We start from the raw sequence: 25,216 nt of genomic DNA on the forward strand, positions 1-25,216 counted from the left end.
CACCGCGGCACGGGTGATCACGACGAACGAGGCTACCTATCGTGGACTCCCAGTACCGAGTCGAGCTCTGACCTGTTTGAATGCGCGCGGGGAACTGGGGACGGGAGACCCTCCAGCGCCCGTATTGCATCGGCCCCGCCGCTGGCGGGGCGCTCGTGGCTGGCACGGGCGTCAGATGGGAGGAACCGGCGATGTCGGAGCAGGACAGCACACCGGAGACCGTCGCGGTCGAGACCGTCGAGACTGAGGTCGAGAACGTCACCGCGGTCGAGGGTGGAGCCGAGGAAACGCCGAAGGAGACCGCGGCGGCGACGCCTCCGGCCGTCCCCGTGGCGTCGGACCACCCTGAGCGCTGGGGGCGCGTTGACGCCGACGGCACCGTTTACGTGAAGACCGAGGACGGCGAGCGCGCTGTCGGGTCGTGGCAGGCGGGCGAACCGGTCGAGGGCCTCGCGCACTTCGCGCGCCGGTTCGACGACCTGCGCACCGAGGTCGAGCTGCTGGTGTCGCGGCTCAAGTCCGGCGCCGGCGACCCCAAGCACGCTCTGACCAGCGCGAAGCACGTCAAGGAGCAGCTGGCCGAGGCCGCCGTCGTCGGTGACCTCAAGGCGCTGGCCGCCCGCGTCGAGCACGTGCTGGAGCAGGCCGAGGCCGGCATGGAGAAGGCGAAGGAGGCCAAGGAGGCCGCCCGAGCCCAGTCCGTCGCGCGCAAGCAGGCGCTGGTCGACGAGGCCGAGTCGATCGCGAACGAGTCCACCCAGTGGAAGGTCGCGGGCGACCGGCTGCGCCAGATCCTCGACGAGTGGAAGACCATCCGCGGCGTCGACCGCAAGACCGACGAGCAGCTGTGGCGCCGGTTCTCGAAGGCCCGTGACGCGTTCAACCGCCGTCGCGGCTCGCACTTCGCGGACCTCGACCGGCAGCGTTCGGTGGCGAAGACGTCGAAGCAGGCGCTCGTCGAAGAGGCCGAGAAGCTCGTCGACTCCGACGACTGGGGCCCCACGGCCGGTCGCTACAAGGAGCTGATGGTCGAGTGGAAGGCCGCCGGGCGTGCGCCCAAGGAGGCCGACGACGCGCTGTGGCAGCGGTTCCGCGCCGCGCAGGACGCGTTCTTCCAGAAGCGGTCCGAGGCCTTCAGCGAGCGGGACGCTGAGTTCACGGCCAACGCGAAGCTGAAGGAGGAGCTGCTCGCCGAGGCCGAGACGATCGACCCGTCGGCCGACCTCGAGGCGGCCCGCAACCACCTCTACAAGATCCAGGAGCGCTGGGACGCCATCGGCAAGGTGCCGCGGGAGCGCATCCGCGAGCTCGAGGGCAAGCTGCGCGCGATCGAGGAGAGGGTGCGCGGCGCGGTGGACGCGCAGTGGCGCCGGTCCGACCCCGAGGCCGAGGCCCGCGTGGCGCAGTTCCGCGAGCGCGTGGAGCAGTTCGAGGCGCAGGCCGCGAAGGCTCGTGCCGCGGGCGACAAGCGCCGCATCGAGCAGGCCGAGGCGCAGGCCGCGCAGTGGCGCGAGTGGCTGGCCGCCGCTGAGCAGGCGCTGGCGACCCGTTAGTCCGGTTTGACGTACTGAGGGGCCCCTCCGCTCAGGAGGGGCCCCTCAGTGCGTTCAGCGGGCAGTACGCCGCGCTTCAGAGCTGCGGCGGGCGGGAAGCGGCGATGCGGAGCCACTTCACCAGCAGGAAGACGACCGCGATCACGGCGATGGTCAGACCGATCCCAGGACCGGGGCCGATGGTCTTGTTGCTGGTGGTGGTCTGCTGGGTCCAGATCGACAGCACGCCGGTGACCGCCCCGGCGAACAGGCCCAGCGAGCACACCCACGCGAGTGCCCAGCGGCGGACGGCAAGGGTGAGGCCGGAGCCGACCACGCCCACGCCGAGGGCCAGGAACGCGAACAGGCGCGGCAGGAACGTCGTGGACTCGCCCAGCACGACCTGCAGACCGGTGTGGTCGCCGATCCACGGCAGAACCAGCGACACGAGCAGGGCGAGCACCGCGATGGAGATCGTCAGCGCTCCGGTGCCGGGGTCGATGCGGCGGGCGGCGGTGCGCTCCACCTCGTCGATCTCGCGGCGCAGGTACTCCTCGTCGCTCACTGGGCCGCACATCCCGAGACGGCGGGCAGCGGGGCCGGCTTGCCGAAGGAGGGCAGGCCCAGGCCGACGCCCTGGGTCTTGGGCTTCAGGCCTGCCTCCGAACGGTCACCCGCCTTGGTGCGCCGCCACGTCAGCGGTTCGCCGTCGGCCACCAGGTAGTGCGGGGCGGCGTAGGTGACGACGGTCTCGACGACGTCGCCGGGGCGCGGGGTGCCGGGCGTGAAGTGCACCAGGCGGCCGTCGCGGGAGCGGCCGCTCATGCGGTGGGTCTCGGCGTCGCGCTTGCCCTCGCCGGTGGCGACGAGGACCTCGACGGTGCGACCGAGCTGCTCGGTGTTGAGCGAGTGGGTGATCTCGTTCTGCAGCGCGACCAGGCGGTCGAAGCGTTCCTGCACGACGGCCTTGGGCAGCTGGTCGGGCAGCTCGGCGGCCGGGGTGCCGGGGCGCTTGGAGTACTGGAACGTGAACGCGGAGGAGAACCTGGCCTGGCGCACCACGTCGAGCGTGCCCTGGAAGTCCTCCTCGGTCTCACCGGGGAAGCCCACGATGATGTCCGTGGTGATCGCGGCGTCCGGCATGGCGGCGCGGACCTTCTCGATGATGCCGAGGTACTTCTCGGTGCGGTACGAGCGGCGCATCGCCTTCAGCACGCGGTCCGAACCGGACTGCAGCGGCATGTGCAGCTGGTGGCACACGTTCGGCGTCTCGGCCATGGCGGCGATGACGTCGTCGGTGAAGTCCTTGGGGTGCGGCGAGGTGAAACGGACCCGCTCCAGACCGTCGATCTGACCGCAGGCGCGCAGCAGCTTGCCGAACGCGAACCGGTCGCCGAACTCGACGCCGTAGGAGTTCACGTTCTGGCCCAGCAGCGTCACCTCCAGCACGCCCTCGTCGACGAGGGTCTGCACCTCGGCGAGCACGTCGCCGGGGCGGCGGTCCTTCTCCTTGCCGCGCAACGAGGGCACGATGCAGAACGTGCAGGTGTTGTTGCAGCCCACGGAGATCGACACCCAGCCGGAGTAGGCGGAGTCGCGGCTCGCGGGCAGCGAGGAGGGGAACGTCTCGAGCGCGTCGAGGATCTCGACCTGCGCCTCGGAGTTGTGGCGGGCGCGGTCGAGCAGCACCGGCAGCGAGCCGATGTTGTGCGTGCCGAACACGACGTCCACCCACGGGGCGCGCCGCACGATCTCGCTGCGGTCCTTCTGCGCGAGACAGCCGCCGACGGCGATCTGCATGCCCGGCTTGGCCGCCTTCTGCGGGGCGAGGTGACCGAGGGTGCCGTAGAGCTTGTTGTCGGCGTTCTCCCGGACCGCGCAGGTGTTGAACACGACGACGTCGGCCTGCTCGTCCTCGGTGGCCCGTTCGTACCCAGCGTCCTCCAGCAGACCGGCGAGCCGCTCGGAGTCGTGCACGTTCATCTGACACCCGAACGTGCGTATCTGGAAGGTCTTCTGAACCTGCGTCGTGCTCACGCTCACCACGATAAACCCTGGTCAGCAGCCCCTCTCCGGCGGACCGGGCCCAACCGTGCCCAGTTCGGCCCTGACCAGGCACTACCCACCGGTCACCGGTCACCAGCTGTGACGGCTACCAACCTTTCGTCGGGTGCAGGCGCGCGACGTCCGCGTGGCACGATGCGCAGGTGCTGGGACGAGTGCATGCCGCCGTGAGCCTGCTGACCGCCGCAACGGTCCTGACGGGCTGCAGCAGCACGCTCGAGGACGTGAAGATCACGATGGCCACCGGTCCCCAGGGCGGCGTCTACTACTCGCTGGGCAACGGCCTCGCCGACGCGTGGAACGGCCGGCTCGGCATCGCGCGGCCCCAGGTCGTGGTGACCAACGGCTCGAAGGACAACGTGCTGCGGCTGGTCAACAACCAGGCGCAGGTCGGGTTCTCGCAGGCCGACGCCATCGAGGGCGTGCCGGGCGGGACGAAGCTGCGGGCGCTGGCGCGGATGCACGACGACTACCTGCAGGTGATCGTGCGGGCGGACCTGCCGGTGGCGACGTTCGCCGACCTGGCCGGGCTGCGGGTGTCGATCGGGGCCAGGGAGTCCGGCGTCGAGATCATCGCGAACAGCCTGCTCAAGGCGACGAACGTGAAGCCGCGGCAGCAGCTCAACCTGGGCTTGGACGCCTCGGCGGATGCCATGCGGGAAGGCAGGCTCGACGCGTTCTTCTGGTCCGGCGGACTGCCGACCGGCAGCATCACGCGGCTCACCAGGGATCTCCAGGTGCGGATGCTCGACCTCAAGGACGTGCTGCTGACGATCCGCGAGCAGTTCCCCACCTACGGCTCGGCGACGCTGCCCGCCTCCATCTACAACCTGCCGTCCGGCCCGGTCATCACGCTCGTGGTGCGCAACTTCCTGCTCGTCACCGAGTCCATGCCCGACGACGTGGCCGAGGCGCTCGTCCGGCAGCTCTTCGAAGCTCAGCCGGACCTGGTGAAGGCGCACTCGGCGGCGCGGACGATAGAGCAGCGGTCGGCGATCGAGACGTCGCCGGTGCAGCTGCACCCCGGAGCGGTCCGGTACTACCGCGACTTCAAGGTCTGAGCAGCAGCACCGCAATATCTCATATATTGGATATTGGATATCAGGCGCCGGTACATCAGACGGCCGGTAGCTCGATCACGACCTTCAAGCCGCCGTCCTCCGGCGACTCCAGCCGGACGGAACCGTCCACGCGCTCGACGACCAGCCGCACGATCGACAGGCCCAGCCCGGAGCCGGGCACGTTCTGGTGGGCCGGGCTGCGCCAGAACCGGTCGGTCGCCCGGTCGAGCTCATCGGGTTGCAGGCCGGGGCCGTGGTCGGCGACCGACAGGCGGACGACGTCGCCGTCCCTGCGCACGTCGACGATGACGAGCGTGCCCTCCGGGGTGAACTTGAGCGCGTTGTCGAGCAGCGCGTCGAGCACCGTCTCGATGCCGCGCGGCGGTGCCAGCGCCATGCCGACGCGCTGGCCGTCGAGCACGAGGTGCACCTCCTTGGCGGCCGCCGCGGCCTGCCAGGCGGAGAGGCGGGCGGCGACGGACTTGTCGACGTCCACCGGTACCGGGTCGACGGAGCTCGACTCGGTGCGGGCCATGGCCAGCAGCTCGTCGAGGATCCGGTTGAGGCGATCGGTCTCACTGAGAGCCTCGACCTGGTGCACCTCGGCCTCGGCGTCGACGTGTCCCTCCAGGTTGGACAGTCGCAGCTTCAGGGCGGTCAACGGGTTGCGCAGCTGGTGCGAGGCGTCGGCGATGAACGCGCGTTGGGCGGCAAGCACATCGCTGACGTTCGCGGCCATCTGGTCGAACGAGCGGCTGAGCTGGCGCAGCTCCGGCGGCCCGCTCTCGGCGCCCACCGGCGGCACCGGGCGGCCAGCGACCACGGCTGCGAGCAGCTTGCCGGTGGCGTCGTCCAGTGCCTGCACCGGCCGCAGCGTCCAGCGCACCACCGGCAGCGCGAGCAGCACCGCGAGCGCCAGCACCAGCAGGCTCGCCGCCAGCAGCAGCCCCCACCAGGCGAGGATCTCGAAGCGGGTCTTCGACGTCGGCGAGAACGTGATCACCGCGCCACGCACCTCGCCGTCGACCAGCACCGGCTCGGCCAGGACCACCTGGGTGTCGCTCCACGGCGTGAACAACGGCGGCGCGACCGGCAGCCGCCCGGCCAGCGCCTTGCCGATCAGCTCCTGCACCGCCGGGTCACCCAGCGCGAGGTTCGTCCGCGAAGCCACCAACGGCACCGTCGGCGCGTCACGGCCGACGACCGCGACCCCGATGCCGTAGATCTCGTCGTAGCGCTGCAGCTCGGGCAGCATCAGGTGCGGACGGTCGTCGATCAGCGGCCCCTGCGCCAAAGACGCGAACCGGCTCGTGTCGGTCAGCCGGTCGAGGAACATCTCCTGTTGCTCGCCCGCCGCGACCCCTCGTCCCAGCGGCACGCCAAGACCTACGAGCACCAACACGATCAGGGCGAGCACCACGCCCAGCAGTCGAGACCTCACGGGCAGTCACCCAACCGGTACAGGGCATGCCGGCGAAAGCCGCGGTGCCCCGGATCACCCGAACTCACGACACCTGACCCAGCCGGTACCCGACCCCGCGCACGGTCTCGAGCAGCGCGGGCCGGCCCAGCTTGGTGCGCAACGTCGCGACGTGCACGTCCAACGTCCTGTTTGCACCGGACCAGGTCCGCCCCCACACCTCGGCGAGGATCCGCTCCCGCGTGCACACCGCCCCGCCCGCCGCCATCACGAGCGCGAGCACCTGGAACTCCTTGCGCGAAAGAGCGACGGATTCACCCGCCACGGTGACCTCGTGGCGTCCCAGGTCGACCCGCACGTCGCCGGTCTCGAACACCTCGGTGGACGACGACCCCGGCGCCACCGGATCCGCTCCACGACGGCGCCGCACCGCGTGCACCCGCGCCACCAGCTCACCCACGTCATAGGGTTTGACCAGGTAGTCGTCGGCTCCGGCGTGCAGGCCGAGGATCCGGTCGTCGATCTCACCCCGCGCCGACACCACGATGATCGCCACGTCCGACGCCGCCCTGATAGCCCGGCACAGCGTCACCCCGTCCATGTCGGGCAGGCCCAGGTCGAGCAGCACCACGTCGACGCCCGCGAGACGGTCGAGCGTGCCGCGGCCGGTGGCCTGCCGGTCCACGTGGAAACCCCGTCTGGTCAGGGCTGGGACCAGTGCCTCCGCGACCCGGTCGTCGTCTTCGACCAGCAGCACGCGCACTTTCGCTACCTCCCGGGCAACCGATGTCTGCCTGTGACAGAGTTGAGACCCTAAGTCTTGCTCAATGTCCTGGACTGGTGTGGTGGCGGACACCTAGGTTTCCGCCAACGCCGACGACCCCTCATGGAGGACTGGATGACTGCCGCCTCTGCCCCGCCGATGATTCGTGTGGCGGGTGTGGACAAGTTCTTCGGCCCGTTGCACGTGCTCAAGAACGTGCAGCTGGAGGTGCCGAAGGGGCAGGTCGTGGTCGTGCTCGGGCCGTCGGGTTCCGGCAAGTCGACCCTGTGCAGGACCATCAACCGCCTCGAACCGATCGACTCGGGTGTCATCGAGGTGGACGGGCAGCCCCTTCCGGCGGAAGGGAAGGAACTGGCTCGCCTGCGCGCCGACGTCGGCATGGTGTTCCAGTCCTTCAACCTCTTCGCGCACAAGACCATCATCGAGAACGTGATGCTCGCGCCGGTGAAGGTGCGCAAGACGCCTGCCGCGGAAGCGCGCAAGACCGCGATGGAGCTGCTCGAGCGGGTCGGCATCGCCAACCAGGCCGACAAGTTCCCCGCACAGCTCTCCGGTGGCCAGCAGCAGCGCGCGGCGATCGCCCGCGCGCTCGCGATGAGGCCCAAGGTGATGCTGTTCGACGAGCCGACCTCCGCACTGGACCCGGAGATGGTCCAGGAGGTCCTCGACGTGATGACCGGCCTCGCGAAGGACGGCATGACCATGCTCGTGGTCACCCACGAGATGGGCTTCGCCCGCAAGGCCGCGGACCGGGTGATCTTCATGTCCGACGGTGAAGTCGTCGAGGATTCCACCCCGGAAGAGTTCTTCTCGGCCCCGAAGTCCAACCGCGCGAAGGACTTCCTTGGCAAGATCCTGACTCACTAGTAGTCAGCTCACTTTCGAACGAATGGCAGGAGAAGGACGATGAGGGTTCGCGCCCTTACGGCGGTACTGCTGGCGGGCGGCCTCGCCCTGACCGCGTGTGGCAAGGAAGGCACGGGCACCGAGACGGGGGCGCCCGCCGGCGTCTTCGAGGTGGCCAAGGACGTCAAGGTCGACGGTTCGCCGACGTTCGAGAAGATCAAGTCGCGCGGCTCGCTGGTCGTCGGCGTCAAGGAGGACCAGCCGGGTCTGGGCTTCAAGGACCCGACGACCAACAAGTACACCGGCTTCGACATCGACATGGCGAAGCTGATCGCGGCGCAGCTGGGCTTCGACCCCGAGACGAAGATCCAGTTCAAGACGATCCAGTCCGCCGCCCGCGAGCAGGCGATCATCAACGGCGACATCGACTACTACGTCGGTACGTACTCGATCACCGCCGCCCGCAAGGAGAAGGTGTCCTTCGCCGGCCCGTACTACGTCGCCGGCCAGGACCTGCTGGTGAAGAAGGACAACACCGCCATCACCGGCCCGGACACCATCAAGGACAAGAAGGTCTGCTCGGTCACGGGCGCGACGCCGGCCAAGAAGCTGCGCGACGACAAGCTGGTCCAGCCCGACTCCAACGTGGTCGAGCTGCAGAGCTACTCGCTGTGCGTCACCAAGCTGCACGACGGTGAGGTCGACGCGGTCAGCACCGACGACGCGATCCTCAAGGGCTACGCGGCCGCCGAGCCGGACAAGCTGAAGGTCGTCGGCAAGACGTTCTCCACGGAGAAGTACGGCATCGGTCTCGCCAAGGACGACAAGGCGCTCCGGGACAAGATCAACGAGGTCCTCGAGAAGTCGCTGACCGACGGCAAGTGGGACGACATCTACAAGAACACGCTGGGCAAGTCGGGTGCGGAGGGCAAGCACCCGACGCTCGAGAAGTACTGACGTTCCTCTGTGGCCGGTGGACTCGCGCGGCGGGTCCACCGGCCGTTCCATTGACGACGGACGACGGCAAGGAAATCGATGGGCGTCCTCACCCGCAATCTCGACCTCTTCGTGGCTCACTTCGGGGAAACGCTGCGGCTGTTCGCGTTCTCCGCGGTGATCTCACTGCTGGCCGGTGTCTTCCTGGCCATGCTGCGCGTCAGCCCCGTCCCCGTGTTCCGCGGGGTGGGCACGCTCTACGTCACGGTGGTGCGCAACACGCCGCTGACCCTGGTGTTCGTGTTCTTCGTGTTCGCGTACCCCTACCTGGAGATCATCAAGTTCGAGTTCTTCACCGCCGCCGTCGTGGCGCTGTCGATCTACACGTCGGCGTTCGTGTGCGAGGTCGTCCGCTCGGGCATCAACACGGTGCCGGTCGGCCAGGCCGAGGCGTCGCGGGCGCTCGGCCTGACGTTCACCCAGATGCTCGGCAGCATCGTGCTGCCGCAGGCGATGCGGTCGGTCGTCCCGCCGATGGTGAGCACGTTCATCGCCCTGCTGAAGAACACCACCGTCGCGGCGGGCTTCTCGGTCAGAGAAGCGGGTGCGATCCGCGACGCGCTGTCGGAGGCTGGTGAGAGCACGCTGGTCGGCATGCTGTGGGTCGCCGGCATCTTCGTCCTGCTGGTGATGCCGCTGACGTTCCTGCAGCGGGTTCTGGAAAAGCGCTGGAGCGTGGCCCGATGAGCAGCACCGTCCTCTTCGACGTCCCCGGCCCGCGGGCCAGGGTCCGCCACCGGTTGCTCGCCGTCGTCGGTGTCGCCGCGATCGCCGCACTGGTCGGCTACGTGGTGTGGCGCTTCATCGACACCGGCCAGTTCGAGGGCCGCAAGTGGAGCTGGATCGAGTACAAGCAGATCCAGATCTCCCTGGCCGAGGCCCTCGGCCGCACGCTCAGCGCGTTCGCGGTCGGCGCGGTGCTCGCGCTCACGTTCGGTGCGATCTTCGCCGCGGCACGCCTCTCCGACCACCGGTGGGTCAGCGCTCCCGCCGCCGTGGTCGTGGAGCTGTTCCGCGCGATCCCGCTGGTCATCATGATGTTCTTCTTCTACTACGGCCTGCCGGCGACGGGCATCAAGCTCTCCGCCTTCACCGCCGTCGTGCTGAGCCTCATGCTGTACAACGGCTCGGTGCTCGCCGAGGTGTTCCGCGCGGGCATCAACTCGCTGCCCAAGGGCCAGAGCGAGGCCGCGTACGCGCTGGGCATGCGCAAGACCCAGGTGATGGTGCTCGTGCTGCTGCCGCAGGCGTTGCGGGCGATGATGCCGACCATCATCAGCCAGCTCGTCGTGCTGTTGAAGGACACCGCGCTCGGCTTCCTCATCACCTTCGAGGAGCTGCTGTACTGGGGCCGCCAGATCGGTGGTCAGCTGCAGTTCGGCCGTCCGCTGATCCCGACCATGATCGTGGTCGCGGCCATCTACATCGGACTGTGCCTGTTGCTGACGTGGTTCGCGAACTACCTGGAGAAGCGCAACCGCCGCAACAAGAAGGTCATCGCGCTGGAGAACAAGGACGCCGAGATGGTCGTGCTCACGAACGACCACCAGGCTTGACGCCGGGCTGAACCGGAACGGGGCGCGTCCACTTCGGACGCGCCCCGTTCTCGTTCCCCAGTCAGGAGTGGACGTTCCAGTCCACGATGCCGTGCCACAGACCGCTCGCCGGACCGGAGACGGCGAGGCAGAACCGCGTACCGGCCCGGAAGCCACCGCCGATGCGGCGGCGGGTGCGGTCACCCGCGGGGAACAGCACGGGCACACCGCCGACCCCGCGGTCGTCGCACCGGTACCACCAGACCGCCAGGTCGACCGGGCTCGCCGTGATCCGCAGGTGGACGCCGGACCCGGCCGCGGTGATCGTGCGGACGACGCGGTCCCACGTGACGCCCGCGCTCACCACGCCGGAGACGTTGGCGGACGACGCGGTCGGGGCGGTGACGAGGAGCTGGGCCATGACTTCGGAACGTAGTCAGGTCAGCGGAACTCGGTCGTCTCACGACGAGTGGATCCCCCGTCAACTTTCGCGGTATGCCGCCGGGGTGACGCCGGGTGGCGGACGTGCTCGCGTTCTACACCGTTGCCGCGCAACACCCACCGCGCATCACGGCGTTCAGCGCCCTCCTGCTCGCTGTTGTGCTGCTGCACAGTGGTCTCGTGGTGCCGGACCTGCCGGCGTCCGTGGTGTGGGCTCAGGCGCTCGTCGTGCCCGGTGCGGCGTGGGCGCTGGGTGACGTCTCACGCAAGCTCGCCGCCGCACGGGACGAGCTGCGCGCGCGTCAGGAAGAACGCACCGCACGTGCCGTGACCGTCGAACGGCTGCGCATCGCCCGCGAGCTGCACGACGTCGTGGCGCATCACCTGTCGGTGATCTCCATGCAGGCCGGGCTGGCCGGCTACGTGTTCGACAGCGACCCGGCCACGGCGCGCACCGCCGTGGCGACGATCGGTGCGACCAGCCGTGAGACGTTGCAGGAGATGCGTAGGCTGCTCGCCCTGCTGCGGTCCACGCCGGACACTCCGGCGCCCGTGCTCGCCGACCTCGCGACGCTGGTGGCACGGTTGCACGGCAGCGGGGCCGAGGTGTCGCTCGAGCTGTCCGGGGAGCTCGACGACCTGCCGTCCAGGTTGCAGCTCGCGGTGTTCCGGGTGGTGCAGGAGGCGTTGACGAACGTCGTGAAGCACGTCGGGCCGTGCGTGGTCGAGGTGGTGGTGTGCCGTTCGGCCACTCGGCTGACCACGACGGTGACGAACTCACCACCGTTGGTAGCAATCGCGCCGGTGGACCCCGGTCATGGCTTGATCGGGATGCGGGAACGCGCCAGGATCTACCACGGCACGTTGACGACCGGTTCCCTGCAGGACGGGGGCTATCGGGTGGAGCTGGTCGTGCCTCTTGGGGGAACTACCGCGGTGACGTCACATGGTTAAGGGGCGTTGTGACGCGCGTGCTCGTAGTCGACGACCAGCCGCTGTTCCGCGCGGGACTGGTCGCCTTGTTGAACGCCGCACCGGGCATGACGGTCGTCGGCGAGGCCGCTGACGGCGAGAGCGCCGTGTGCCTGGTCGAGTCGTCGGCGCCGGACGTGGTGCTGATGGACATCCGCATGCCCAGGATGACCGGGATGGCGGCGTTGGAACGCATCGTCGCGTCCGGGTCGCCGGCGCGGGTGCTGGTCCTGACCACGTTCGACCTCGACGAGTACGTCTACGAGGCGCTGCGGCTGGGTGCCGCCGGGTTCGTGCTCAAGGAGTCCGAACCGGCCAGGCTGCTCGCCGCGATCACCGCCGTGGCGTCCGGGGAGATGCAGTTCAGCCCCACGGTGATGAGCCGGCTGGTGGCGGCCTACCTGCGCGACGACGTGGCCGCCGCACCGTGCGCCCCACCGGGTCTGGACGAGCTGACCGACCGCGAGCGCGAGGTGCTGCGGCTCGTCGGCACCGGCATCACCAACGCCGACATCGCCTCCCGGCTGACCGTCACCGAGGGCACGGTGAAGACGCACCTGAACCGCGTGATGACGAAGCTGCGGCTGACCAGCCGGGCGCAGGCGGTGGTGATGGCCTACGAGTCCGGGCTGGTCACGCCGCAGCTCGTCGCTAGGACCGCCTGAACAGCTTGTTGCCGAGCCAGACGATCGGGTCGTACTTGCGGTCGGCGACGCGTTCCTTCATCGGGATGAGCGCGTTGTCGGTGATGTGGATGTGCTCGGGGCACACCTCGCTGCAGCACTTGGTGATGTTGCAGAGCCCGAGGCCGTGCTCGTCCTGCGCCTGGTCGACGCGGTCCGCGGTGTCGAGCGGGTGCATCTCCAGCTCGGCCACGCGCATCAGGAACCGCGGCCCGGCGAACGCCTCCTTGTTCTCCTCGTGGTCACGCACGACGTGGCAGGTGTTCTGGCACAGGAAGCACTCGATGCACTTGCGGAACTCCTGCGAGCGCTCGACGTCCACCTGCTGCATCCGGTACTCGCCCGGCGCCAGGTCCTTCGGCGGCGCGAACGACGGCACCTCGCGCGCCTTGGTGTAGTTGAAGGACACGTCGGTCACGAGGTCGCGGATGATCGGGAACGTCCGCATCGGCGTGACGGTGATCGTCTCCGACTCCTGGAAGATCGACATCCGGGTCATGCACAGCAGCCGCGGCCGGCCGTTGATCTCCGCCGAGCACGACCCGCACTTGCCCGCCTTGCAGTTCCACCGCACCGCGAGGTCCGGCGCCTGCGTGGCCTGCAGCCGGTGGATGATGTCGAGGACGACCTCGCCCTCGTTGACCTCGACGGTGAAGTCCTCCAGGCCACCGCCGGTGTCGTCGCCGCGCCAGACGCGGAACTTCCCCTGGTAGCTCATGACAGCTCCTCGGCGGTGAGGTACTTCTCCAGCTCGGTGCGGTCGAACAGGTCGAGCAGGTCGGAGCGGATCGGGATCTGCGGTTTCTCCTCGACGGAGGCACCGTCGCCGTCCGCCTTGCACACCAGCAGCTTGCGCCGCCACTCCGCGTCCATCGAGGGGTGGTCGTCGCGGGTGTGCCCGCCGCGTGACTCGGTGCGCAGCAACGCCGCCTTCGCGACGCACTCCGACACCAGCAACATGTTCCTCAGGTCGAGCGCGAGGTGCCAGCCCGGGTTGAACTGCTGGTGGCCCTCGACGCTGAGCGACCGCGCCCGTTCCTTGAGCTTCTCCAGGCGCTGCAAGGCCTCTTCCATCTCGCCCGCGCGCCGGATGATGCCGACGAGGTCGTTCATCGACTGCTGCAGCTCCATGTGCAGCGTGTACGGGTTCTCGCCGCCCTCCTGCTGGAACGGCTTGAGCGCGGTGGCCCGTGCTTCGGTGACGGTCTCCTCGGCGACGGTGGGACGGTCGCCCAGCGAGCGCACGTACTCCGACGCGCCCGCGCCGGCCCTGCGCCCGAACACCAGCAGGTCCGACAACGAGTTGCCGCCCAGCCGGTTGGAGCCGTGCATGCCACCGGAGACCTCACCGGCCGCGAAAAGGCCTGGCACGGCGGAGGATCCGGTGTCCGGGTCGACCTCGACGCCGCCCATCACGTAGTGGCAGGTCGGGCCGACCTCCATCGGCTGCGCGGTGATGTCGACGTCGGCCAGCTCCTTGAACTGGTGGTGCATCGACGGCAGCCGGCGGCGGATCTCCTCGGCGGGCAGCCGCGTCGACACGTCGAGGAAGACGCCGCCGTGGGGTGACCCGCGCCCGGCCTTGACCTCGGAGTTGATCGCGCGGGCGACCTCGTCGCGCGGCAGCAGCTCCGGTGGGCGCCGGTTGTTCGCCTGGTCGGTGTACCAGCGGTCGGCTTCCTCCTCGTTGTCGGCGTACTTGTCCTTGAACACCTCGGGGATGTAGTCGAACATGAACCGCTTGCCGTCGGAGTTGCGCAGCACACCACCGTCACCGCGCACGGACTCGGTGACGAGGATGCCCTTCACCGACGGCGGCCAGACCATCCCGGTGGGGTGGAACTGGATGAACTCCATGTTGATCAGCGAGGCACCGGCGCGCATCGCGAGCGCGTGGCCGTCGCCGGTGTACTCCCAGGAGTTCGAGGTGACCTTGAACGACTTGCCGATGCCACCGGTCGCGAGGATCACCGCCGGTGCCTCGAAGAGCACGAACCGGCCGGACTCGCGCCAGTAGCCGAACGCGCCGGCGATGCGGTCCCCGTCCTTGGCGAGCTCGGTGACGGTGAACTCCTGGAACACCCGCAGGCGTTCCTCGTAGTCGCCGAACTCCTTGAAGTCGTCCTGCTGCAACGACACGATCTTCTGCTGCAGCGTGCGGATCAGCTCGAGGCCGGTGCGGTCACCGACGTGCGCGAGGCGCGGGTACTCGTGACCACCGAAGTTGCGCTGCGAGATCCGGCCGTCCTTGGTGCGGTCGAACAGCGCGCCGTAGGTCTCCAGCTCCCAGACCCGTTGCGGCGCTTCCTGTGCGTGCAGCTCGGCCATGCGCCAGTTGTTGAGGAACTTGCCGCCGCGCATGGTGTCGCGGAAGTGCACCTGCCAGTTGTCGCTCTCGTTCGCGTTGCCCATGGCGGCGGCGATCCCGCCCTCGGCCATGACGGTGTGGGCCTTGCCGAACAACGACTTGCAGAGAACGGCGGTGCGCAGGCCGTGCTCACGGGCCTCGATCGCGGCACGCAGACCGGCACCACCCGCGCCGATCACGAGAACGTCGAACGAATGCCTTTCCAGCTCGGGCAAAACCACTCCTTAGTTGATGAAGCGGAGGTCGGAGATCGTTCCCGAGGCGACCAGCGCGACATAGAGGTCGGTGAGGCAGACGAAGATCAGCGAGGCCCACGCGAGCTGCATGTGCCGGTTGTTGAGCTTCGAGATCTGCGTCCACGTCCAGTACCGGACCGGGTGCTTGGAGAAGTGCTTGAGGCGGCCGCCCGCGATGTGGCGGCACGAGTGGCACGACAGCGTGTACGCGGCGAGCAGGCCCACGTTCACGAGCAGGATGAGGTTGCCCAGGCCGACACCGGTGCCGAACGCGAGCAGCGCGTCGTAGATGTTGATCAGCAGCAGGAGCGAGGCCGCGTAGAAGAAGTAGCGGTGCAGGTTCTGCGCGATCAGCGGGAACCGGGTCTCGCCGGTGTACTTCGAGTGCGGCTCGGCCACGGCGCAGGCGGGCGGGGACGCCCAGGCGGCGCGGTAGTAGGCCTTGCGGTAGTAGTAGCAGGTGATCCGGAAGCCCAGCAGGAACGGGATGATCAGCAGCGGCGGGGTCAGGAAGCCGGGCAGCGCCGGGAACCACTGGCCGAAGTGCGATGCCGCGGGGACGCACTCCTCGGTGAGACACGGCGAGTACATCGGTGTGAGGTAGTGGTACTGGTCGACCCAGTAGTAGTCCCCCTGGAACGTGCGGAACGCCGCGTAGATCGAGATGAGCAGCAGCCCGACGAATGTCGTCAAGGGCGGCAACCACCATCGGTCCGTGCGCAGAGTCCTGGCGGCGATCTCTGCCCTCGCCATTGCTCACCTTTCTGGGGGTCCACGCCGTTGTGGAGGAACGACCACGGCCCCCGCGTCAGGCGGGGGCCGTGTGATCAGCCGGTGATCAGGTCCGGTGGCGGTAGCCACCGAGTCCTTCGTCGTCCGCGTCCTTCCACAACGACTCGTCGTAGGGCGTGTCCGGCACGACCACGACCTCGCGCTCCACTCGGGGTGCTTCGCGCTGCCGCGGCGTGCTCAGGTCGACGAGCTCGGTGGCGTCGATGTCCATGCGTTCTACGTCGTTGGCGAGCCGCTGCACCGCGGCCACATCGCCGTACTTGGCGCGCAACGAGCTGACGCAGTGCCTCATCTGACCGATGACCCGGCGCAGTTCGACGATCTCCGTGGACGTCATGGGACACCTCCGTTCCAAGGTCGTGCCCCGCACTCTGCCCAATCTCAAGCCATGTGACAAGCACCACACGCCAAGATTCAAAACTGGCCGCCTCCCACTTACTGAATCGTTTTTGTGTCGGCGACCAGCAATGACTTACTGTGTGTGGCGTCACGCCCGTCCGTGGGACGCCACCGTTGTCGTCTCGTAAGGGCCCCACCACGGCCCGTGATGACCCGGAGAGCCCCATGAGCCAACTGCATCCCGTTCTGACAGAGGTGACGCGCCGGATCGCCGCCAGGAGCGCCGACTCCCGTCGCGTCTACCTCGAACGCGTGGCCGCGGCAGCGCAGGACGGCACGTCCCGGTCCGGCTTCGCGTGCAGCAACCTGGCGCACGGTTTCGCCGGTATCACCGGCGGTGACAAGGCGGCCCTGCGCGCCCTGCGCAAGTCGAACATCGCGATCGTGTCGTCCTACAACGACATGCTGTCGGCCCACCAGCCGTTCCAGGAGTACCCGGCCTGGATCAAGGACTCCGTGCGCGAGGCCGGTGGCGTGTCCCAGTTCGCGGGCGGCGTGCCCGCGATGTGCGACGGCATCACCCAGGGCCGCGAGGGCATGGAGCTGTCGCTGTTCAGCCGCGACGTCATCGCCATGTCGACCGGTGTGGCGCTGTCGCACGAGATGTTCGACGCCGCGGTGCTCCTGGGCGTGTGCGACAAGATCGTGCCGGGCCTGCTGATCGGCGCGCTGTCGTTCGGCCACCTGCCGTCGATCCTGGTGCCCGCCGGCCCGATGTCGTCCGGCCTGTCGAACAAGGAGAAGGCGCGCGTCCGGCAGCTCTACGCGGAGGGCAAGGCCACCCGCGAGGAGCTCCTCGACGCCGAGGCCGCCTCGTACCACTCCCCCGGCACCTGCACGTTCTACGGCACCGCGAACTCGAACCAGATGGTCGTCGAGGTCATGGGCCTGCACCTGCCGGGCGCCTCCTTCGTACCGCCAGGGACTTCCCTGCGCCGCGCCCTGACCGAGCACGCCGCCCGCCGCGCCGTCGAGATGGCCCGCGGTGACGGCTACACCCCGATCGCGCACATCGTCGACGAGAAGGCCGTGGTCAACGGCGTTGTGGCCCTGCTGGCCACCGGCGGCTCCACGAACCACACGATGCACCTGGTCGCCGTCGCGGCCGCCGCGGGCATCGAGCTGAGCTGGGACGACTTCTCCGACCTGTCCTCGGTCGTGCCGCTGATCGCGCGGGTCTACCCCAACGGCAGCGCCGACATCAACCACTTCCAGGCCGCCGGCGGCGTCCAGTTCGTGGTCGGCACCCTGCTCGACGCGGGCCTGCTGCACGGCGACGTCAACACCGTCGCCGGCTTCGGCCTGGACCGCTACCGCCAGGAGCCCGCTCTGGTCGACGGCGAGCTGGTGTGGCTCGACTCCCCCGGCCACAGCCTCGACGAGAACGTCCTGCGCCCCGCCTCGGCCCCGTTCGCCGCCGACGGAGGCCTGCGCATGCTGTCGGGCAACCTCGGCCGCTCGGTCATCAAGGTCTCGGCGGTGGCCTCCGAGAACCACGTCGTCGAGGCCCCGGCCCGCGTGTTCACCACGCAGGAGGCGTTCCAGGAGGCCTTCAAGGCAGGCGAGCTCGACCGCGACGTGGTCGTCGTCGTCCGCCAGCAGGGCCCCCAGGCCAACGGCATGCCCGAGCTCCACAAGCTCACCCCACCGCTCGGCGTGCTGATGGACCGCGGCTTCAAGGTCGCCCTGGTCACCGACGGCCGCATGTCCGGCGCCTCGGGCAAGATCCCGGCGGCGATCCAGCTGACCCCGGAAGCCGCGGTCGGCGGCCCACTCGGCCGGGTCCGCGACGGCGACATCGTCCGGCTCGACGCCACCGCCGGCACCCTCGAGGTCCAGGTCTCCGCCGACGAGCTGGCCGCCCGCCCGCTCGTGGACTTCCCGCCGACCGGCCGCGAGTGGGTCGGCACGGGCCGCGAACTGTTCGCCGCACTGCGCCGGAGCGTGGGACCGGCGGACCGCGGGGCAACCGTGTTCGGCCCGATCACCGCCGACCACTTCGCCCCCGTCACGCACCACTGACCAATATATCGGCCGCGAAATCCCCTGCCGCCTGCTCGCTGACCTGCGCCTTAGCAATGAGACTTTGGACGACGACCGCAAACGTCTCATTGCTAAGGCACGGCGAAGCTCGACCACGACGCGTCCGCCGGCCCGGCTTCTCAGCTAGCTCGCCACCTGAGCGAGCTCGCCACCTGAGCGAGCTCGCCACCTGAGCGAGCTCGCCGACCCAGGCCGGCTCACCTGAGCCCAGAGCCAACCCACCCGAGGCGGGCTCGCCCAGCCAAGGCCAGCTCACCTCGCCGCCCCGCCAGCCCACCGAAGCGACGACCTGCCCGCCAGCTCGTCCCGGACCCGACCGCCCCAGCTCACCAGCCTTTGCAACGAGTCTTTTGCGGGCGACCGCAAACGTCTTTTGCATCCCGACAGGCGGGACGAGCAGCGCAACAGCAGGAGGGTCAGTGGGCGAGCAGCCAGGCGGCGGTGAGAGGGTCGACATCAGTGCGGCAGCGCGGCCGACCGCGATATATCGGTTTTCGATCAAGGAGAGCACCAGTGACCAGCGGTGACATTTCGAGGGCGACCACCGGGGCGGACCTGCTCGCGCTGTCGCCCGTCATCCCCGTCGTCGTGGTCGACGACGCCGACCACGCCGTGCCGCTCGCCCAGGCGCTGCTGCGCGGTGGCGTTCGCGTCATCGAGCTCACGCTGCGCACCCCGGCCGCGCTCGCCGCGATCGAGAACGTCGCCCGCGAGGTGCCGGACATCGTGATCGGCGCGGGCACCGTCACCGCGCCCGAGCACGCCGAGCAGGCGGCCAAGGCGGGGGCGGCGTTCCTCGTCACGCCCGGCACGACCGAGCGGGTGCTCGACGCCGCCGACGCGACCGGGCTGCCGTACCTGCCGGGTGCCGCGACCGTGTCCGAGGTGATGCGGCTGGCCGAGCGCGGGCTGAGCGCGCTCAAGTTCTTCCCGGCCGAGGCGGCGGGTGGCGTCGACTACCTGAAGTCGATCGGCGGGCCGATCCCCCACGTGCGCTTCTGCCCGACCGGCGGCATCACCCCGCAGACGGCGCCGAACTACCTCAAGCTGCCCAACGTCGGCTGCGTCGGCGGCTCCTGGCTCGCCCCCAAGGACGCACTGCAGGCCGGTGACTGGGACCGCATCGAGACGCTCGCCCGTGAGGCCAGCCAGCTCGGCTGACCCGGCGTCAGGCACAGAAGTCCGCGGGCACGGCGTCCAAGGCGAAACGGCGCCGCGCCCGCCACCTCCACCCGCACAGCAACGATCAGGACCACAAGGCGGCGACGAGCTCGGCTCGTCCGGTGATGGCGAGCTTGCGGTAAGCACTCGACAGGTGCAGCTCGACCGTGCGGCGGGTCAGGTGCAGGGTCTCGGCGATCTGCCTGTTCGTCAGCCCCTGCGCCGCCATCCGCGCGACCCGGTTCTCCTGCTTGGTCAGGCCCTGCACCTGCTCGTCCTCGCCGTGCACCTCGTCACCGGCGAGCTTGGCCAGCGGGTGCGCGCTGAGCTGCCGCGCCAGCTCGAACGCCCGGCGCAGGTGCGGGGCCGCGGCGTCGGTGCGGCCCTTGCGGCGCAGGTGGTGCCCGAGCCAGTACAGCGACTGGGCGTGCAGCAACCGGTGCGGTGTCGCGGTGAGGACCTGTTCCGCGTCGACCAGGACGTCGACGTCGTCGGTGCTGATGCCGACGCTCATCAACGCCGTGCCGACCACCCGCGGCGACCCCCACCGCTTGGCCAGGTCGAGCTCCTCGTGCGCGAGCCGGGCGGCGTCGTCGCGGTTGCCCAGCGCCAGGTACGCGCGCACGGCGTGGTGGCGCCACGGCATCAGCGCCGGGTTCGGCATCTCCCGCGAGGCCAGGCGCCGGCCGGCTTCCAGCAGGTCCTCCAGCGCGCCCTCCGCGTGGCACGACGCGAGCTTGAGCCGGCCGCGCGCGTAGACGACGTTGATGTGCTGCAACAGTTCGCCGTCCGCGGTGACCAGCGGGGCGGCCTCGTCGAACTGTCCCATCTCGATGCACACCTCGGCGAGCTTCGCGGTGGCCAGCAGGACCGAGGGGCAGTCCAGGTTGCCGGTCGAGACCGGCGGCGTCAGGAACGTGTAGGCACGCGCGAGGTCACCGTTGTTGTGGAAGGCGCAGGCTCGGGCGATCATGCTGAGCATGCCGCGGCGCAGGTGCGGGTCGTGTGCGACCGGCGCGGTGCTGTGGGTGAGCCAGAGCCTGTTGCTGTGCTCGGGGTCGTCGCCGAGCACCGGCACCAGGAACGTGAACAGGTGCGACTCGCCGAAGACGTCGACCCAGCCGCCCTCCAACGCCTCCAGCGCGTGCCCGACGGCGTCGGCGGAGGAGTCACCGCTGCGGGCGTTGCCGACGGCGAGCAACGCCGACCGCGCGCGTTGCAGGTCGGGGTTCTGCGGCAGCTCGCCGACGAGGTCGTCGAAGTACTTGCCGGCACAGTTCGCCATCCGCGCGTCGCGGTTGGCCGCCAGCAGGTAGGTGGTGCAGACGAGGTTCCAGACCAGGTCGCGGTCCTCCGGCAGCAGCCGGGCGATGACCATGATCGCGAGCGAGACGGCGAAGTGGGCGTCCGAGCCGGTGCACATGCGCTGGATCAACGACAGCGCGACGTTCGCGGCGAGCTGCGGGTCCTCGCACCGCATCAACGCGTCGCGCACGCGGTCGCGGCCGAGCTTGTTGTCCCGCAAGTGTTCCGCGTGTCCGAGCTCGACCTCGATCGACAGCCGGTCCTCTTCGGACAGGTGCTCTTCGAGAGCCCGTTCCAGGTGTTCGACGCCGCCGACCTCACGCAGCAGGCCGACGGCCCAGGGCAAGCGGACGGACCTGGCCTTGAGCACGTGCTCGGCGACGCGCTCGCCAGGGGCGTCGGACTCGAACAACAGCTTGGCGGCGCGGGCGTGCGCGGCGGAACGGACGGCGACCGGCATGTCGGCGAGGATGCTGTTGCGCACGAACGGATGCCGGAACGTCAGCGGGTCGGTGTCGGCGAGCACGCCGAGGCGGACGAGCGTGTCGACGGCGGGCAACGCGTCGAACCCGGTGAGCGCGGACAGCAGGTCGAGACCGGCGTCGGCGTCCAGCACGGCGGCGGAACGGGCGACCTCGGCGGCACCGCTGTACTCGCGCAGCCGCATGCCGATCATCTCACCGACCGCGGCCGAACCCTCGCCTTCCTCGCGCAGCAGGGCTTGCAGCAGGTAGGGGTTGCCGCCGGTGAGCTCGTGGCAACGGCCGGGGTCGCGGTCGGTGAGCTGCGCGATGGTCGCGACGTCGAGGCCGTCGAGGTCGATGCGCCGCGGGTGGGCACCGGCGATCTCGGGGAGCGTGACCTCGTCCGTCGCCAGGTAGCCGGGCGACGCGCCGAGTGCGATGACGACCGGCAGGCCCTGCAGCCGTGGCCGCAGGTAGGCGAGTGCGCGCTTGGAGAACGTGTCCGCGACGTGCACGTCGTCGATGACCATGAGGATCGGGCCCTGGCGAGCGGAGCTCGCTGCACGGGAGTAGAGCTCTTCGAGGTCGCGTTCGTTCGCCAGGCACGGGCGAGCTGCCGCACGACGGCGCCGGGCAGGTGGCTCTCCAGGCGGGAGCTCTGGGCGAGGCGGACGGTGAACCCGCGGCGACGGGCCTCCGCGCTGAACGCGTCGAGCAGCGCGGTTTTGCCGATCCCGAACCCGCCGGCGACGACCACGCAGGACGCGACGCCTTCGAGCGCGTCGTCCAGCAGACGTCCGAGCGTCGCGAGCTCCGCGTCGCGACCGAGCAGTGGAGATGTCACCTCTGCTTACCCCTGCCTTCGGTACCGAGAGGACCGCGGCTCGAAGGGTTCGGTGTTCCTTCGGTGCGGACCGTAGAGACCTGCGCTTCGCCGTCGGGCAAACTTACCCACAGGTAACGGTGGACGGAACTGTCCACGACTCGGGACAGCGAGCCGGGGAGCAGCGATGATCTTCGCCAGGCTGGTGCGCGGGTGGCTCCGCCTGGCCTGCGTGCTCACCCGCTCACACGTGCCGGAAAAGGACGAACGGCGTGCTGACGGAGACGCCCTCCGCCCTGAGCAGGCTGTCGAGCTCGACCGGGTCGCTGGGGTGCGCCGCGAGCGACTCGACCACCGAGAGAACCGCGGCCACGGCCACCACGATGCCGGCCACCACCAGCATGATGCTGCGCGTGACGCCGCAGGGCCTCGGTGGACCGAGCGAGCTGACGGACTGCCTCAGCACGGGCGTGAACACACCGAAGTCGGCCGCGTCGCCCTGGCAGCCCTCGCACCCGGCTAGGTGCCGGGCGAAGACCTCCCGCTGCGCCGGGTCGAGCACTCCCAGCACGTACGCCGCGACGTCACCGCACGGACCTTCGCCCGTGCGGTCTTCCGCGTCTTCGGTGTCCTCCACGTCCGTCACGTGCCCGAACTGCGCGGGCCCGTGTCCTGGTTGACGTGTCACCATCGCGCTAGCTCCTGTCCTGCAACGCCCGGCGGATCGTGTGCATCGCCTTGTACAGCCGGGACTTGACGGTTCCCTCCGGCACCCCCAGAACGATCGCGGCCTCCTTCACCGTCCGCCCCATGACATAGGTTTCGTAAATAGCCGAGCGGTGTTCATCACTCAATTGGCGTACTACGTCGGTGATGACCATGACGGAAAGTGTCTGTTCGGTGTCGTCCGGGGATTCGGCGATGTCCGGACGCAACAATTCGACTTCCTGCGGGCGCGCCTGCCGGCTGCGCCATCCGTCGATCACAATGCGACGAGCCACAGTACAAAGCCAGCCGCGCAACATGCCGGGTTCACGAACAAGATGAGCCGAGTTCTGCCACGCCCTGATCAATGTCTCCTGAACTACGTCTTCCGTCCACTGGCGGTCGTAGTTGGTCAGGCACAGGACCTGCGAGAACAACGTTCGCTGGAACTGCCCGTACAGCAGCGTGAGCAATTCTTCGTCCTGACGGGCGTGTGCGACCTTGCCCTGATCAGCCATGAAGCGTACGACCTCCCCAGATATCGGCGACGGCTTCGCTTCGGGCGGCAGTCCTAGCGACTCGGTGGCCGAGCGTGGAATCCCGCCGATACTACCCCGCGAACACGAAAAGCTCTCGGGTACGTAAATCGGCCACAAATGGTTCGCAGGCCCGCATGTGATGCACGTCACACTGCAGTCTGGCACATGTCGTGAACTGCGACTCCGCTTGCGCGTATCACCTTCGAAGGCAGCTCGATCACGGGGAGGAACGGGCACTATGCGTCACCAGTTGGGGACGCTGGGCAAGAAGATCTGTCTTTTTAGCCTGCTGTCCGCAGCGTTTTCCTGGAGTTTTCTCGGTGTTGTTCCGGCGCACGGTCAATCAACTGACGTACAACCCTACGACCGCCAATTCATGGTCGCTCTCCGCCAAATCGACTCGTGGCTCATCCCGATGAGCAAAGACGCCCCGACCCGAACCACGAATGCGGGCCTGAGCAACGCCGGCAGGGACATCTTCGAAGGACACTCACGACTCGACGTCGATTTGCTGAAAGCCGCTTCCGATCTTGGCGTGGTACTGCCGAACGACGCGAACAGTGAACACGCTTCACTCATCGACGACATGGCCGGACGCACCGGAGACAACCACGACCGCGCCTACGCGACGATCGTGCGACAGGCCCAGGGCGGCCTCCTGGTAATGGCCGTGCAAACACGTGCCACGACCCAGAACACCGCAATTCGCACACTCGCCCACCAAACGGTGCAAACACTGGTTCGCACAATGACGACCCTGGAGAACACAGGCCTGGTCGATCCGTCCGCACTCGAATTGGTGACGGCCAAGGCACAGGTGAACTCAGTGCGCGTCATCGGTCAAAACGCGGAACCGTCGGACCGGGAAATGCTGGTGCTGCTCACCCAGCATTCGCTGTGGCAGAAACCGACCAGCCGGGAGGCCTCCGACCGCGGCCGCGACGCGCGGGTCCGCAAGGTCGCGGGCCAGCTCGCCGCCGAGCACACCCAGCTGGCCCGCGCGGTGTCCGACGCCGCCGCACAGATCGGTGTCGACCTGCCGGCCGAGCCGACGACCGAGCAGAAGTCGTGGGCGAACGCCGTGTCGTCCAGCTCGGGCGAGGAGCTCGACCGCATGTACGCGAACCTGGCACGTGCCGCCGACGGCACGCTCATCGTCCAGGTCGCCCAGGCCCGCGCGACGACCAAGAGCGTTCCCGCCCGCGTCGCCGCACAGACCGGCCTGACCCTCCTGCTCAAACACATGCTGCTGCTGGAGAGCACCGGCCTGGTCAAGGCGACCTCGCTGCAGATGACCGAGACACCACCCATCGCCCAGACCAAGCAGAACACCCCCGCCACACCGGACGACTCCTCCACCGGCGTCGGCTTCCTCACCGGCATCGCCGTCCTCGTCGTCGCCGCCGCCGGCACCCTCTGGCTCGTCCGCGCCGTGGGCCACCACGGCAACCACCGCCGCTGATATATCGGGCGCGCCCTCGCCGCCCGATATATCGCTCATCTGCACGGCGCCGAGCTACCGCTACCAGCTTTTGCAACGGGTCTTTTGCGGACGTCGTCCAAAGACTCGTTGCAAGGGGGCAGGTCAGCGCGGTGCAGCTGTTGTCATAACTACTGACGACGGTTGCCGAGCTACGGCTGGCCGAGGCGGAATGTGCCCAGCACCTCAGCACCACCGGTGCTGTTGCGGACGACGGCGACGTGGTCCGCGTCCGGCGGTGCAGGTACGACGACGGTGACGACGGACGGAGCTGCCGCACCGATATATGGATCTTCGGGGAACACCTCGACACTGGTGCCGATCCCCGTCGACACCGGCACGCAGCCGAGCGAGCGGCCGTCACGGGTGCGGACCTCGACGTGGTCGCCGGGCCGGCGGTCGCGGGCGAGCTCACCGGCCACGTGCACCGGGTGCTGCTCGACCAGGCGCAGGCCGTCGGCGGCGAACTCGAAGATCATCCGGACGGACCGGGTGGATCTGGCGGCCGGAACATCGGTCACGGTGCACTCCCCGAGGACTGAGCAGGGTCCCTTACAGGAGTCATCG

General features: G+C 69.0%; 24 protein-coding genes and 1 pseudogene. 11 read left to right on the forward strand and 14 right to left on the reverse strand.

Going from position 1 to position 25,216, the window contains the following annotated elements; all coding sequences use genetic code 11:
• Nucleotides 1–191 precede the first annotated feature (191 nt).
• Entirely contained in the window at nucleotides 192–1,553 is a 1,362-nt protein-coding gene (locus BBK82_RS01855) for a DUF349 domain-containing protein (RefSeq protein ID WP_065913422.1), read from the forward strand.
• 76 nt (nucleotides 1,554–1,629) lie between these two features.
• On the opposite strand, the gene BBK82_RS01860 is transcribed toward BBK82_RS01855, so the two are convergent.
• Both BBK82_RS01860 and miaB read right to left on the reverse strand, forming a co-directional pair.
• Entirely contained in the window at nucleotides 1,630–2,097 is a 468-nt protein-coding gene (locus BBK82_RS01860) for an Rv2732c family membrane protein (protein ID WP_237048002.1), read from the reverse strand.
• Nucleotides 2,094–3,569, reverse strand: a complete 1,476-nt coding sequence (gene miaB, locus BBK82_RS01865) for a tRNA (N6-isopentenyl adenosine(37)-C2)-methylthiotransferase MiaB (RefSeq protein ID WP_071812840.1) — start codon at nucleotides 3,567–3,569, stop codon at nucleotides 2,094–2,096. The genes BBK82_RS01860 and miaB overlap by 4 nt, the downstream gene beginning before the upstream one ends.
• A gap of 170 nt (nucleotides 3,570–3,739) precedes the next feature.
• On the opposite strand from miaB, the gene BBK82_RS01870 reads away from it, so the two are divergent.
• On the forward strand, nucleotides 3,740–4,657 hold the full coding sequence (locus BBK82_RS01870; protein WP_237048003.1) for a TAXI family TRAP transporter solute-binding subunit: 918 nt from the start codon (nucleotides 3,740–3,742) through the stop codon (nucleotides 4,655–4,657).
• 55 nt (nucleotides 4,658–4,712) lie between these two features.
• On the opposite strand, the gene BBK82_RS01875 is transcribed toward BBK82_RS01870, so the two are convergent.
• Both BBK82_RS01875 and BBK82_RS01880 read right to left on the reverse strand, forming a co-directional pair.
• Nucleotides 4,713–6,098 (reverse strand): sensor histidine kinase, encoded by a 1,386-nt coding sequence (locus BBK82_RS01875; protein WP_065913425.1) that lies wholly within the window; start codon nucleotides 6,096–6,098, stop codon nucleotides 4,713–4,715.
• Nucleotides 6,099–6,162: 64 nt separating this feature from the next.
• Nucleotides 6,163–6,840 (reverse strand): response regulator transcription factor, encoded by a 678-nt coding sequence (locus BBK82_RS01880; RefSeq protein WP_065913426.1) that lies wholly within the window; start codon nucleotides 6,838–6,840, stop codon nucleotides 6,163–6,165.
• Between the two features lie 159 nt (nucleotides 6,841–6,999).
• Here BBK82_RS01880 and BBK82_RS01885 point away from each other — a divergent pair, with 159 nt between their 5' ends.
• The 4 genes from BBK82_RS01885 (at nucleotide 7,000) to BBK82_RS01900 (ending at nucleotide 10,259) form a co-directional block, all read left to right on the forward strand.
• The gene (locus BBK82_RS01885; RefSeq protein WP_179953802.1) at nucleotides 7,000–7,728 is read left to right on the forward strand and encodes an amino acid ABC transporter ATP-binding protein; all 729 of its coding nucleotides are present in this window, start codon (nucleotides 7,000–7,002) and stop codon (nucleotides 7,726–7,728) included.
• Between the two features lie 39 nt (nucleotides 7,729–7,767).
• Entirely contained in the window at nucleotides 7,768–8,664 is an 897-nt protein-coding gene (locus BBK82_RS01890) for a glutamate ABC transporter substrate-binding protein (protein WP_065913427.1), read from the forward strand.
• A 78-nt stretch (nucleotides 8,665–8,742) separates the two neighbouring features.
• On the forward strand, nucleotides 8,743–9,390 hold the full coding sequence (locus BBK82_RS01895; RefSeq protein ID WP_065913428.1) for an amino acid ABC transporter permease: 648 nt from the start codon (nucleotides 8,743–8,745) through the stop codon (nucleotides 9,388–9,390).
• Nucleotides 9,387–10,259, forward strand: coding sequence for an amino acid ABC transporter permease (locus tag BBK82_RS01900; RefSeq protein ID WP_065913429.1), 873 nt, complete (start codon nucleotides 9,387–9,389; stop codon nucleotides 10,257–10,259). The genes BBK82_RS01895 and BBK82_RS01900 overlap by 4 nt, the downstream gene beginning before the upstream one ends.
• 61 nt (nucleotides 10,260–10,320) lie before the next feature.
• On the opposite strand, the gene BBK82_RS01905 is transcribed toward BBK82_RS01900, so the two are convergent.
• Nucleotides 10,321–10,659, reverse strand: coding sequence for a hypothetical protein (locus BBK82_RS01905; RefSeq protein ID WP_065913430.1), 339 nt, complete (start codon nucleotides 10,657–10,659; stop codon nucleotides 10,321–10,323).
• Nucleotides 10,660–10,754: 95 nt separating this feature from the next.
• On the opposite strand from BBK82_RS01905, the gene BBK82_RS01910 reads away from it, so the two are divergent.
• Nucleotides 10,755–11,633, forward strand: coding sequence for a sensor histidine kinase (locus tag BBK82_RS01910; protein ID WP_065913431.1), 879 nt, complete (start codon nucleotides 10,755–10,757; stop codon nucleotides 11,631–11,633).
• A 17-nt stretch (nucleotides 11,634–11,650) separates the two neighbouring features.
• Nucleotides 11,651–12,316, forward strand: coding sequence for a response regulator (locus tag BBK82_RS01915; protein ID WP_065920758.1), 666 nt, complete (start codon nucleotides 11,651–11,653; stop codon nucleotides 12,314–12,316).
• On the opposite strand, the gene BBK82_RS01920 is transcribed toward BBK82_RS01915, so the two are convergent.
• The 4 genes from BBK82_RS01920 to BBK82_RS01935 form a co-directional block, all read right to left on the reverse strand.
• Nucleotides 12,303–13,052, reverse strand: coding sequence for a succinate dehydrogenase/fumarate reductase iron-sulfur subunit (locus tag BBK82_RS01920; protein WP_065913432.1), 750 nt, complete (start codon nucleotides 13,050–13,052; stop codon nucleotides 12,303–12,305). The two genes, BBK82_RS01915 and BBK82_RS01920, sit on opposite strands and share 14 nt — an antisense overlap.
• Nucleotides 13,049–14,917 (reverse strand): fumarate reductase/succinate dehydrogenase flavoprotein subunit, encoded by a 1,869-nt coding sequence (locus BBK82_RS01925; RefSeq protein ID WP_065920759.1) that lies wholly within the window; start codon nucleotides 14,915–14,917, stop codon nucleotides 13,049–13,051. The genes BBK82_RS01920 and BBK82_RS01925 overlap by 4 nt, the downstream gene beginning before the upstream one ends.
• A 9-nt stretch (nucleotides 14,918–14,926) precedes the next feature.
• Nucleotides 14,927–15,691, reverse strand: coding sequence for a hypothetical protein (locus BBK82_RS01930; RefSeq protein WP_065913433.1), 765 nt, complete (start codon nucleotides 15,689–15,691; stop codon nucleotides 14,927–14,929).
• Between the two features lie 85 nt (nucleotides 15,692–15,776).
• Complete coding sequence (locus BBK82_RS01935) at nucleotides 15,777–16,067, reverse strand: hypothetical protein (protein WP_065913434.1); 291 nt, start codon at nucleotides 16,065–16,067, stop codon at nucleotides 15,777–15,779.
• A gap of 227 nt (nucleotides 16,068–16,294) precedes the next feature.
• On the opposite strand from BBK82_RS01935, the gene edd reads away from it, so the two are divergent.
• Both edd and eda read left to right on the forward strand, forming a co-directional pair.
• The gene (edd, locus tag BBK82_RS01940; RefSeq protein ID WP_065913435.1) at nucleotides 16,295–18,151 is read left to right on the forward strand and encodes a phosphogluconate dehydratase; all 1,857 of its coding nucleotides are present in this window, start codon (nucleotides 16,295–16,297) and stop codon (nucleotides 18,149–18,151) included.
• Between the two features lie 534 nt (nucleotides 18,152–18,685).
• Entirely contained in the window at nucleotides 18,686–19,333 is a 648-nt protein-coding gene (eda, locus tag BBK82_RS01945; protein ID WP_237048004.1) for a bifunctional 4-hydroxy-2-oxoglutarate aldolase/2-dehydro-3-deoxy-phosphogluconate aldolase, read from the forward strand.
• 85 nt (nucleotides 19,334–19,418) lie between these two features.
• Here eda and BBK82_RS01950 read toward each other — a convergent pair whose 3' ends face one another.
• The 4 genes and pseudogenes from BBK82_RS01950 to BBK82_RS01960 form a co-directional block, all read right to left on the reverse strand.
• Nucleotides 19,419–21,632 (reverse strand): helix-turn-helix domain-containing protein, encoded by a 2,214-nt coding sequence (locus BBK82_RS01950; RefSeq protein WP_065913436.1) that lies wholly within the window; start codon nucleotides 21,630–21,632, stop codon nucleotides 19,419–19,421.
• A gap of 116 nt (nucleotides 21,633–21,748) precedes the next feature.
• Nucleotides 21,749–21,946 (reverse strand): annotated as a pseudogene (locus BBK82_RS56570) (ATP-binding protein); the annotation flags it as partial.
• A 223-nt stretch (nucleotides 21,947–22,169) separates the two neighbouring features.
• The gene (locus BBK82_RS01955) at nucleotides 22,170–22,616 is read right to left on the reverse strand and encodes a zf-HC2 domain-containing protein (protein ID WP_083267737.1); all 447 of its coding nucleotides are present in this window, start codon (nucleotides 22,614–22,616) and stop codon (nucleotides 22,170–22,172) included.
• A gap of 4 nt (nucleotides 22,617–22,620) precedes the next feature.
• Nucleotides 22,621–23,148 (reverse strand): sigma-70 family RNA polymerase sigma factor, encoded by a 528-nt coding sequence (locus BBK82_RS01960; RefSeq protein ID WP_065913438.1) that lies wholly within the window; start codon nucleotides 23,146–23,148, stop codon nucleotides 22,621–22,623.
• Nucleotides 23,149–23,407: 259 nt separating this feature from the next.
• Here BBK82_RS01960 and BBK82_RS01965 point away from each other — a divergent pair, with 259 nt between their 5' ends.
• A complete protein-coding gene (locus tag BBK82_RS01965; protein WP_170067858.1) occupies nucleotides 23,408–24,631 on the forward strand; it encodes a DUF4142 domain-containing protein in 1,224 nt (407 codons plus the stop codon).
• 170 nt (nucleotides 24,632–24,801) lie between these two features.
• Here BBK82_RS01965 and BBK82_RS01970 read toward each other — a convergent pair whose 3' ends face one another.
• Complete coding sequence (locus BBK82_RS01970) at nucleotides 24,802–25,170, reverse strand: hypothetical protein (protein ID WP_154696994.1); 369 nt, start codon at nucleotides 25,168–25,170, stop codon at nucleotides 24,802–24,804.
• Between the last annotated feature and the right edge of the window lie 46 nt (nucleotides 25,171–25,216).

The organism is Lentzea guizhouensis (assembly GCF_001701025.1).
Taxonomy (GTDB): Bacteria; Actinomycetota; Actinomycetes; order Mycobacteriales; family Pseudonocardiaceae; genus Lentzea; species Lentzea guizhouensis.

Bases quoted from the DNA above. Each gene is read 5' to 3' on its own strand.
- BBK82_RS01935 (WP_065913434.1), bottom strand. From the start codon at position 16,067: ATGACGTCCACGGAGATCGTCGAACTGCGCCGGGTCATCGGTCAGATG.
- BBK82_RS01890 (WP_065913427.1), top strand. From the start codon at position 7,768: ATGAGGGTTCGCGCCCTTACGGCGGTACTGCTGGCGGGCGGCCTCGCC.
- BBK82_RS01960 (WP_065913438.1), bottom strand. From the start codon at position 23,148: ATGGCTGATCAGGGCAAGGTCGCACACGCCCGTCAGGACGAAGAATTG.
- BBK82_RS01955 (WP_083267737.1), bottom strand. From the start codon at position 22,616: ATGGTGACACGTCAACCAGGACACGGGCCCGCGCAGTTCGGGCACGTG.
- BBK82_RS01965 (WP_170067858.1), top strand. From the start codon at position 23,408: ATGCGTCACCAGTTGGGGACGCTGGGCAAGAAGATCTGTCTTTTTAGC.
- BBK82_RS01895 (WP_065913428.1), top strand. From the start codon at position 8,743: ATGGGCGTCCTCACCCGCAATCTCGACCTCTTCGTGGCTCACTTCGGG.
- BBK82_RS01930 (WP_065913433.1), bottom strand. From the start codon at position 15,691: ATGGCGAGGGCAGAGATCGCCGCCAGGACTCTGCGCACGGACCGATGG.
- BBK82_RS01905 (WP_065913430.1), bottom strand. From the start codon at position 10,659: ATGGCCCAGCTCCTCGTCACCGCCCCGACCGCGTCGTCCGCCAACGTC.
- edd (WP_065913435.1), top strand. From the start codon at position 16,295: ATGAGCCAACTGCATCCCGTTCTGACAGAGGTGACGCGCCGGATCGCC.
- BBK82_RS01885 (WP_179953802.1), top strand. From the start codon at position 7,000: ATGATTCGTGTGGCGGGTGTGGACAAGTTCTTCGGCCCGTTGCACGTG.
- BBK82_RS01920 (WP_065913432.1), bottom strand. From the start codon at position 13,052: ATGAGCTACCAGGGGAAGTTCCGCGTCTGGCGCGGCGACGACACCGGC.
- BBK82_RS01950 (WP_065913436.1), bottom strand. From the start codon at position 21,632: ATGGTCATCGACGACGTGCACGTCGCGGACACGTTCTCCAAGCGCGCA.
- BBK82_RS01855 (WP_065913422.1), top strand. From the start codon at position 192: ATGTCGGAGCAGGACAGCACACCGGAGACCGTCGCGGTCGAGACCGTC.
- BBK82_RS01900 (WP_065913429.1), top strand. From the start codon at position 9,387: ATGAGCAGCACCGTCCTCTTCGACGTCCCCGGCCCGCGGGCCAGGGTC.